Raw genomic sequence first — 10,244 nt, 5'->3', positions numbered from 1 at the left:
TTAACTTCTGGGGTACAGGTCACTTTAAGGTTCATTTCTCTTTTACTTTTATATCGTATCAATTAACTCATTCTACGAATTTTGATATTCCCACTGCTCTTTACTTCCATTAAAGTACGAGACCGGCAAGTTAACCTTTGTTCCATCATTTTTAAAGGTATTTTTCGTATCAAATTCCACGTATTCAATTCGTTTTCCGCGTTTCTTTAATTGGGAATCTTCCAACCAAAAATGACTCTGCTTAATATATTTTGATTCGATTGCTTTTTTAATTTCTGGAGTCGTTTTAATGATGACTTGGCGGCCGTAATCATTTGCGAGCAGACGAACCAGATCCGCTAAAACCGGTCCCTGTTTTTTCCAATCGACATGTTTCTCATCGTCATCGCCGTAATAGCTTACTCGAATCGCAATTGGTAATTGGCCACTATCACTGCGAACCTTGTGAACGATATATTTTAACTGCGGCTGCGCACCTTTTTCAAAACTAAAGTTATGGATAAATCCAACCTTTAAATTAGTAGCTCTTAAGCGGTCATAATTGGTATTAAAATTATCGTCGAAATAGGTTGCGCCCGTCGTTGCATTCAAATAAACGAAACTAACCTTTTTAGATAGAGCCTGAAAATCAATTGCGCCATCTGCTTGATCAACCACGCAGCCTCGAACCGGATATGGAGCGAGAGCCTTCGACTCCCCCTGCTGATAAGCCTTTAAGCCATAAAACCCACCGATCAATAGCAAAACGATTCCAAGTAAGACTAATAGCACTGTTCGGCGGCGATGATGTACAAATCGCATATTAAATTTTGGACGGTGCTTTGATCGATCGTTACGCTCCATAGGCGACCTCCTACAAATATTGTACACTTATTTAATATAATATTCGAATTCTTACTTAAAATTAATTATAATGGATAACATAATTCTAAAAAGCATATGAGGAAAGTTTCTATGAAAAATACCGAACAGACCCATCTTCAAAAAAACATCGGACTTTTTGCCGCCTTCTCAACGGTAATGGGAACCGTAATCGGGGCCGGCGTCTTTTTTAAAGTTTCAAGTGTCACCGCCAGCACCCAGTCCGCCGGGTTAAGCTTAATCGCCTGGCTTGCTGGTGGATTGTTAACCATCTGTGGGGGACTGACTAGTGCTGAACTAGCTTCAGCCATTCCAGTTACCGGTGGAGCAATCAAATACTTAGAAGTCACATACGGACGCCTAACGGGCTATTTACTTGGTTGGGCACAAATGCTGATTTATTTCCCGGCTAACATCGCTGCACTTTCCATTATCTTTGGAACCCAGTTTGTTAATCTATTTCACCTTTCCGTTGGAATGGTTGTGCCAGTCGCCATTATCTGCGGAGCTTCCATTACTGGAATCAATTTGCTAGGTTCCAAGCATGGAGCGCGGCTACAATCAATTGCTTTAGTTGCAAAATTAATTCCAATTATCGTTATCATCGCATTTGGAATCTTTGCTTCTAGCAATGTTCACCTGAGTCTACTTCCCGACCGCTTTACCACTGGTCAAACATTGACCGGTTTTAGTGGTGGATTATTGGCTACCCTTTTTGCCTACGACGGGTGGCTAGGGATCGGTGCAATTGCTGGTGAGATGAAAAATCCTAAACGCGATTTACCACTAGCGATTGGTTTAGGTTTAACCGGAATCACCGTGGTTTATCTGGCAATCAACCTAGTTTTTCTGCGAACACTTCCAATCAGTGATTTGGCCGGCAATTTAAATGCAGCCTCCATGGCAGCTGGACAGTTGTTTGGCGGAATTGGTGGAAAACTAGTTACGATTGGAATTTTGATTTCAGTTTATGGAGCATTGAATGGTTATACAATGACCGGGATGCGAATTCCTTACGCTATGGCAACTGAAGATGCGTTACCCATGAGTAAACACCTAAAAAAATTGTCAAAAACTTCTGTGCCATACATCGCTGGCTTTTTACAGCTCGCAATCGCCATTTTTATGATGGCCATTGGTTCGTTTGATTTGCTAACCGATATGCTAATCTTCGTGATGTGGATTTTCAACGTGCTCATTTTCTATGCCGTTATTAAACTACGTCGAACTCAGCCAGAATTAGAGCGTCCATACAAGGTTCCACTTTATCCATTCTTGCCAGTTGTTGCAATTTTAGGTGGCCTTTTCGTTTTAGTTACTACGATTATTAATCAACCTATCTTAGCAATGACTGGAATAGTTATAACTTTATTAGGAATTCCTGTTTACCTTGTCACTAATCGAAAATCATCATAGAATAATATTCAAAACTTTTGGAGGAGGCTTTCTATTATAATGTTTGTGATTAAATATTTACCTTTTATCGGCCTCACCGCATTGATTATTATTGGTTGTTTGATTGCTTTCGAGCATCGCCCAACTTTTAAACGTGCCATAGTTTTTGGTAGCCTAGCCGTTTATCTGGTTTGCGTTGCATGGTTATTGTTCACACCTGGACGATACTTCTTTGACCCCTATTACGTCGATGTGCGTTATTTTTACTGGCATAGCGCAAAAATTATTTATATCCCGTCAGCATTGCGTTCGATGGGTTCACTAATGAACGTAATTATGACGATTCCAGCAGGGGTTTATCTTGGAATTTTATTCCATAAACATTTGAATTGGTTCTCCGTCGGCGTCCTGGCGGTAGGCATAGGACTATTTAATGAAGGAACTCAGTTAGTACTCGATGTCTTGATTAAAATTCAACGCACCGTAGATATTACGGATGTGATAACCAATGCTTTTGGGGTGTTGGTTGGGTATTTAATTTTTAGTATGGTTGTAAAGCCACTCATTGGAAAACAAAAAGCATAGAAATTTGGCCTTGTGCAGGCTGGTTTCTATGCTTTTTAATTTCGTAATTATGTTTATTTAATTTTCTCATCAATGCTTAAAATGTGGAAGGCTTTACAATTAATTAAAACTCATCATATTCAAAAATTAATTCATCGGTTATGAGATTTTTTCAAAATTCTTGAGTGCTTTAAAATCATGGGGTTAACGTATCTCTCTTATTAAGCAGAATAAACTTTCAAACTACGAATGATAGTCTAAGGCCATATTGGCTTATTAGATAACTTAACTCTAGTTAGGGGTAACATTCTAAATAAATTAGTAGCATAATCTTTCAATTTTTAGGATGCTTTCAATCCCAAATATTTTTCTTAAATATTCGGCGATATCTTCAGGCATGATAGAGGAGCAATTATTTATTACTCTAATAACTGATTGCTCATCATCAAAGCTTTTAATATTTTCAAAATAAGAATCCAATCTTAGAATCGGTTTCCAATTGCGCCTTTTTAGAGAAAGCATACCTAATCGCGTAAAAAGCTATTCTGTCATGATCTCCAAAATATTATGCAGCACATCAGGATTATTTATTATAATTAGGCATAAATTTTTTCGAGTTCTTGTTACGTTTTCAAATAACATCTTTACACTCGGATAATACGTTTCATATCCCTCCAATTTTCCTTCATTATATTTGAAATTGGGTCCAATGAAAGTGGCAACATTATCAAATTCTTGGCCAATAACATGATGTGAATTTGAAATGCCAGATACTCTATCGAATTCTTCGTAAAATTCTTGATTCCAAAACGAAGGAGTTGGCGATATAACTTCCCAGCCTTTGCTCATAAGAACACTTGCATACAGTTTAGCCGCTTTCTTTGTATCGAAGTATTCCACATAAATATTAGTTGGAGAAACATGTAATTTGCCAATATTTGCTTTTTTACTAAATAAACGTCTAATGAAAGCTGCCACTTGCGCATTTGACCGTATTTTATCGGTCAAGCTAAGTTGATTAGAATCTGCTACTATTGAATTTATATACTCAAAAGATTCATTTCCATTTTCGTTAACATTTAAAAATTGCTTTGGGTCGCCACAAAAAATTAGTTTACCATTAAAAGACTTCAAAACTTCGAACCATATAGTTAACTTTTTAACATTAATCCTCTGAACTTCATCTATAATTACAACATCAAAATTATCCAAATCGCTTTCGATTGTAGACTTAATATTTTTCAGTTCAATAATATTCCATCCATCGTCATTCAATAATTTCTGACCATCATTCAAATATCCACAATGAAAAATTACTACTCTTTTGCCCTGTTTCATAAATGTTTTTGAAATATCATAGGCCAGTAAAGTTTTTCCCGTTCCTGCATTTCCTCGAATAGAGAAAACATTCTCTTCAGAATTAAGTATTTTATTTTTAAATTCATTTTGACTATGCGTTAAAAAATATTTTCCTAATAAAAATTTGTCGGTTGTGTTAAAAGGAGAGACTAAGAACTTTGTCGGATCACAAAGTTCTTCGATCGACGAAATATCTTCTGAAACAGTCTTTAATAATTTATTTAATCGATCCCAGCTTCCTTCTACTAATTCGTCGTCGACTAATTCAAATAATTCTCCCGTGTCAACACGATAAGTAAACAAAATCGAAACCCTATTACCATAAAACCCATCCAGATAATATAAATTTTTTTCTAATTGTTGCCGAATTTCGTCCAGGTTTTTTTTACCATTTTTTAGTTCGATATTTAAAATTGTGGAATCATTTATTTTCAATAAATCAAATTCTTTACCAATCTGAGGAATCGTAAATCCAACAAAAAACTTATTCAGCGGGGTTTCATCATCTAAATGATCAACTAATTGTGATAAATCTTGTATTTCACGCTGTCTAAAATGAATATTTAGATAACCTAAATATTCCCTTAATACATCTTCATTTCCTATTAGTGATCGCGCTGTTATTGCACGTAAATCAACTGGACGCAATGTCATTATATTATTCTCCTTAGTTAGGTGTTAAGTTTTATAAGGGACTTATATTCATGCTTCATATAATCGGACACTCATTTCAGGGTGATTTTACCAAATAATTCATGTTTTTCTTAATTTTCAAATCTTCGATGAAAATGACTACTACCAGTCATTTTCTTTTCGAGTTTAACTTTTGTTCAACTTCAATCGGAAGTCTTCCCATAAAATAATCTTCAATTTGATTCCAGAACCAGTTTGTATACTCATTAATATCTTTCTCTTTATGAGTAAATAAAAATTTTTGCATAACCACTCCAATTTTGTGCTTTTGCAATACATCTTGCAGTATGAAGTTTCGATATCTTTTATCTTGTTTAATCGCTTGTTCTACGGGATAAACAGAGTTAATTCGAACATAAATTTGTGGATTATAACCACCCAAAGTCGTAAAGTTTAATCCTATCGTTTGGTCAAACGCTTCTCCAATTCCCAACGTAATAATTTCTTCATCAAAATTATCTGAATTACGATTATGAAAAACACGCATTTTATTATTCCCCTTAGAAAAACTATATATAGGAGTATACAGACGAGTTGCAATTTGATTGATAAATTCACCAAACATCTCTCCTGACTTCACAGTAGCAAATAACGTTTTGCTTGCCCCAGGTCTTTCTCTCAATATTTTTACATTTTTTAGCTTTTGATATTCAAACGTTGCGTTGATTAATACTTGAGCTAAACTTCGTGCTTTAAACTCATCATTAACATTTAAAGAGCTGCGAATATATGATCCCAGCTCTCTAACCTCAAATTGTTTAGCCTCTCGCTGCATTGAATCCAAAAAACTTTGATAAGTCTCCATTACCTTTTTATATCCTGCTAATCGTGAATCATTATCCTCATCAAAAGTATACTGGATACCACTTGCAAAATTAAATAACTCAAAAATTTTTGCATGATCCATTTTTTTTCGTTCCTCGAGTGTATTAATTTTATATTTAAACTCTGGAAACGAAATTTTTTTGTAGTATTTCTCCCATATTCCTGATAAATCAACGGATAAAACTGTTGAATAGCCTTCACCTTTCAGCGAGGTTATAACTTCAAAATAATCCTTCAGTGCTGACCTGACAAGTACAGTCTGAGTATTTCTTGAGACAATAATTAATTCTTTTCCAAACACACTTCTTGGTCGTGCAACAAAGGGAGAATATCCCAATTTACGGTCAGACGAAAAGTCTTTTTCAATCATTAATAAAACGGTTTTCACTTTATTATCAAGGTTATTGTTATCATCATCCAAATTATCCGAAAAAATATATTTAAAATCATCTGCACTAACTACTAGGTTTCTATTAGATCCTTTAACACGATAAATGTCTAATATTTTTTTCATAACTCCCTGAATTTGAGTGGTCTTTATCGCACTCATACCCTGAAGTTGCTGTACCGCATTAAAATCTCGCGGTAAGTAATCTAATATTCCAAATCCCTTTGGTACCAAACTATGATCACGTGCCACACGCCCAATCTCCTGAACGTAATCGACGACATTCCCTGTTGGATTATAATGATAAACATTTGTAATATCAGGAATATCGATTCCCATTCCAAAAGCCTTTGTTGCTAAAACAAATCTAATTTCACCAGACTTAAACTCTTCTAGTACAGTATCCTTTTCTTCTTTATCTAAAGATCCATAGTATTTACCAGTTACATTTGCAATATTTTCATAATTAACTTCTAAAAAACGAAAGAATTCATTAAGTAGCCGAACTGTTGGAAAATATACCAACGATTTTTGTTTTTTCTCAAAAGCATCTTTTAAATGATTAAAGGCTAAAACACTTTTTTTCTTTCGATAATCCTTATCTCCTTCATCCACCAATCCAGATCTAATTTTCATTGAAATATCGTTCCGTCTAACTAAACCAAAGTAAGCAATTGGTCTAATCATATTAAGACTATCTCGAGCGTCTAAATACATATCTTCGCTCCCACCATAAATTGCTGTCGCAGTGAATGTAACAATTGGAAATTGATACTCCTTTCGCAATTTTTGTAGATATATTCCCAAATACCAGTAGTCTGCACGAAAAGACTTTCCCCATGTTGTTACAATATGAGCCTCATCCACAATTAACATACCAATTTTTCGATTCCCAATTAGCATCTTGATATCACCCCGGGCTTGCAATGTTTCAGGCGAAAGATACAACATATCGATACTTCCATCAGCAACTTTATGTAAGATGTTTTGTTTTTCATATGGTGGCGTATTTCCATTAATTGTTTCAGCATTATTAACGCCCTTAGATTTCATACTATCAACTTGATCGTTCATTAATCCAATCAACGGCGAAATGACTAAAATCAATGGTTTATCGTCTACATATTTTTCAGTTAAGTATAATGTTGGTATTTGAAACATGACAGACTTTCCCGCTCCGGTTGATGCTGTTATGTATATGTCCCGATATTCCTCATTTTTTCTTGCATTTTCAGCTTGATTAACAATGTCATCGATAATTTGTGCTTGTGATATTTTAATTAATTTTTTATCCCTCTTTTCAATGTTAGCGTACATATTCAAGTCGCGAAAATCATCATAGTCCCATACGCGTTTTAATATATTTCTGTATTCATTAAGATGTTTTATTTGTTCCCTTTTTATTGACTGCGTAGAAAAAGTAACTACCAATTCAGGATTTAACATCTTTAAAACTGCTATACGTTCTAAGTATTTGTGAGGAACATGATCTACCGAATCCACAACAAAGTTAACCGGTTCAAGAAAATCATGTCCTAATTCAAAGTCCAGAAATCTTGTTTCTTCTTCATCAAGTGCCACATTAATACTTGCTTTTGGTACATCTACGGTTATAACTTTTGTATCTCCATTGATCCTATAAAAGTCATACTTTGGATACTTATCCCAAAGATCTTCTTTATAAGTAATAAAATATTTTTTAGAATTCTTTGAAAAATTAATGCTACCATAAAAAATATTAATTCGTTCAACTCTTTTTTTATCCAGTCCTTCCAGTTCAATGTCTTCACTGAGATAAAGCATTTCATACGCTTTATCCACATCTGACAAGGTGTTTGAATAAGGAAATGACTTATCAAATAAATTATTCTTCAAAACCACAATATCGGTATGATAGATCATTTCAACGTCCATTGCATCTCGTAACAAGCTGAACTCTTCAGGTCTGACCATCAAATAATCGTCAAATTTATCTATATTTGAAAACGCTTCTGAAATGAGTTTTGTTTTTTTTGCTTCAATATCAGTGATATCTAGCTTTTGAGCAATTGGTTCAATTAACCAATGATTTAAATCATTCACGTCAAAACCAATAGTAATGACTAACGGTTTATTTAAATTTTGTTCTAATATTAGCTGTTCAATTCGTTCATTAACTTTTGTCATAGTACGCCTCATTATCTTTCATTCCATGCATCAACATGATCCAAATGCGCAATTTTCTTCAGCCTAAAAAGACTTTTATTTTGAATTTGTCGAATTCGTTCACGTGTTACACCCATACTTTGTCCAACTTCTTCTAGCGTTTTTTCTTCATAATCATCAATTCCAAACCTCATCCGAATTACTTTTGCCTGACGATCAGATAATTTTCCCAACATTTTCTCAATTTCATTATGCAGTTCTTTCTCATCTAATAGGTCCAATTCAGACTTTATTTCCTTTTCCGGTAACAGTTCACCTAAAGTTGTACCCCCTTCAGATGAGCCGACAGGTACGTCTAATGAAATTAAGTTAGTTCCAAAGTTACTTCTGATCGTTTTTAATTTTTTAATCTCTTCCATTGAACTTTCTTCATCTGAATTTATCGTTTCGTTTGTTCCATCTTCATTCCAGACATTCATAACTTCTTCATTTGTTGGTACTCTTCCTAATTTTATGGATAGTCTATTTTCAATCTTAGTTAATCTATTTATTTTTTCTTGCATATGAACTGGTAGTCGAACTGTATTCGACTGATCCGCAATTGCTCGAGTAATTCCCTGTCTAATCCACCATGTTGCATAAGTGGAAAATTGAAGCCCCCTAGATAGATCGAATCTCTCCAGAGCCCTTTTTAAACCGATTGCACCTTCTATATACATATCGTACATATCAAAGCTTGTAGTCGCATATTGGGTATATCTACTCACTATTTTCCAGATAAGACGGTCATTTGCTTTATATAATTGCTCCAAAGCTTCCGTGTCTTCATTCGCTTGAATTCTCTCAATATACTCAGAGTTATTTTCAAAGGTAGGTGCTTCCTTAATATTCGCTAGTTCCGTAATAAATTCTTTGGAGCTTAACAACGTATCTAAATCACCAAGTTCATCAAAACTTTGCTCACTTTTTTTAATTGAATTGGTATCATCCTCTATCCTCTCATTCTTTGCTAAACGTTTATATTCACCCAACTGTAAAAATTCGATATAATTTTCATCCCGCAGTTGTTGTAACACCTGCCTAATTTTTGCTTTAATATTTTCATTCCCCGGATGCGCAATCTTCAAATCACGATCAAAAAGATAGACATCTGTAAGATTAAAATTATCTGACGGTAACTTCATTATAATTTTTAGTACATCTTTCTTCCAAGAATCATCTTTTATGTATAACATCTCACCTAAAAGTGAATTTTCATCCTTATATACCGTTAAATCAAGCGCTTTCATTTCTTTGTACAAAAAATAAACATCATCCATTGAATACGATAAAGAACGAATAAAGTCATTAACCTCAGATTGTAAAATTGATGTCCCAAATCTAACTTCATTATTTAAGTAATTTATGATACTATTTAACGCTCTATTCATAAGGTTACCTCGCAGCTAACTTAATACTGACTTTCTAAAACTATGGTATCAAATATTCCGTCTCAATTCATTAAAAAATATTAGTATCTTAGCTAAAGATTGGAGTAAAAATCATGATTATTAGTTTATAACAAAGATCGCCTTAGTTCTCTTTAAAGCGTGATAATCTCCATAACTTGTACAAAATTGACAAATAACTATTTACCAATAGAATCGACAGTTTCGATAATGAGACTAAGACAGAGGAGTTGTGGCTCCGTTGTAGAACTAAATAAAAAGGACATCGTCCTTTCTGCTACAATGAATTCACCACAAAAGCATTGAAAAGAGGAAAAACGATGTCCCATAATGATTGTACTAGAAGAAGTCTTGGAATAACAGATAATAATATTATTTTTGATGATGCAAACAGTAATCACTACGAATATATTAAGGGTAATAAGTGCCTTGTTTATGAGGGATACCTTAACTATCAGGTTGATCGCTGTCCGAATTGTGGATTTGAAAACGATCTAGTTAAAAACGGTGTTAAGCGTTGCTTAACATATATTCCAAGTAATAATGGTTGGATCATATATTTACGT

Annotated in this window: 6 protein-coding genes and 1 pseudogene; 3 read left to right on the top strand and 4 right to left on the bottom strand. The window is 34.2% G+C overall.

Going from position 1 to position 10,244, the window contains the following annotated elements; translation table 11 throughout:
• Nucleotides 1-72 precede the first annotated feature (72 nt).
• Complete coding sequence (locus IV81_RS08665) at nt 73-843, bottom strand: GH25 family lysozyme (protein WP_057804275.1); 771 nt, start codon at nt 841-843, stop codon at nt 73-75.
• A gap of 111 nt (nt 844-954) precedes the next feature.
• On the opposite strand from IV81_RS08665, the gene IV81_RS08660 reads away from it, so the two are divergent.
• The gene (locus tag IV81_RS08660) at nt 955-2,277 is read left to right on the top strand and encodes an APC family permease (protein ID WP_057804273.1); all 1,323 of its coding nucleotides are present in this window, start codon (nt 955-957) and stop codon (nt 2,275-2,277) included.
• Between the two features lie 39 nt (nt 2,278-2,316).
• Nucleotides 2,317-2,841, top strand: coding sequence for a VanZ family protein (locus tag IV81_RS08655; RefSeq protein ID WP_057804271.1), 525 nt, complete (start codon nt 2,317-2,319; stop codon nt 2,839-2,841).
• A gap of 519 nt (nt 2,842-3,360) precedes the next feature.
• On the opposite strand, the gene IV81_RS08650 is transcribed toward IV81_RS08655, so the two are convergent.
• From IV81_RS08650 to IV81_RS08640, 3 genes are all read right to left on the bottom strand, one after another.
• Nucleotides 3,361-4,833 (bottom strand): AAA family ATPase, encoded by a 1,473-nt coding sequence (locus IV81_RS08650; protein ID WP_057804268.1) that lies wholly within the window; start codon nt 4,831-4,833, stop codon nt 3,361-3,363.
• Between the two features lie 148 nt (nt 4,834-4,981).
• Nucleotides 4,982-8,251 carry a helicase-related protein gene (locus tag IV81_RS08645; RefSeq protein WP_057804266.1) on the bottom strand — a complete coding sequence of 1,090 codons (3,270 nt, stop codon included), beginning with the start codon at nt 8,249-8,251 and terminating at the stop codon, nt 4,982-4,984.
• 11 nt (nt 8,252-8,262) lie between these two features.
• Entirely contained in the window at nt 8,263-9,660 is a 1,398-nt protein-coding gene (locus tag IV81_RS08640; protein ID WP_057804264.1) for a sigma-70 family RNA polymerase sigma factor, read from the bottom strand.
• A 338-nt stretch (nt 9,661-9,998) separates the two neighbouring features.
• Between IV81_RS08640 and IV81_RS08635 the strand changes: the two are divergent.
• A pseudogene (locus IV81_RS08635) lies at nt 9,999-10,244 on the top strand (hypothetical protein); the annotation flags it as partial.

The sequence above is a fragment of the Pediococcus stilesii genome (assembly GCF_001437075.1).
In the GTDB taxonomy this organism is placed as follows: domain Bacteria; phylum Bacillota; class Bacilli; order Lactobacillales; family Lactobacillaceae; genus Pediococcus; species Pediococcus stilesii.
Note: the sequence above shows the minus strand (reverse complement) of the source record. Positions and strands in the feature narration are given on the sequence as shown.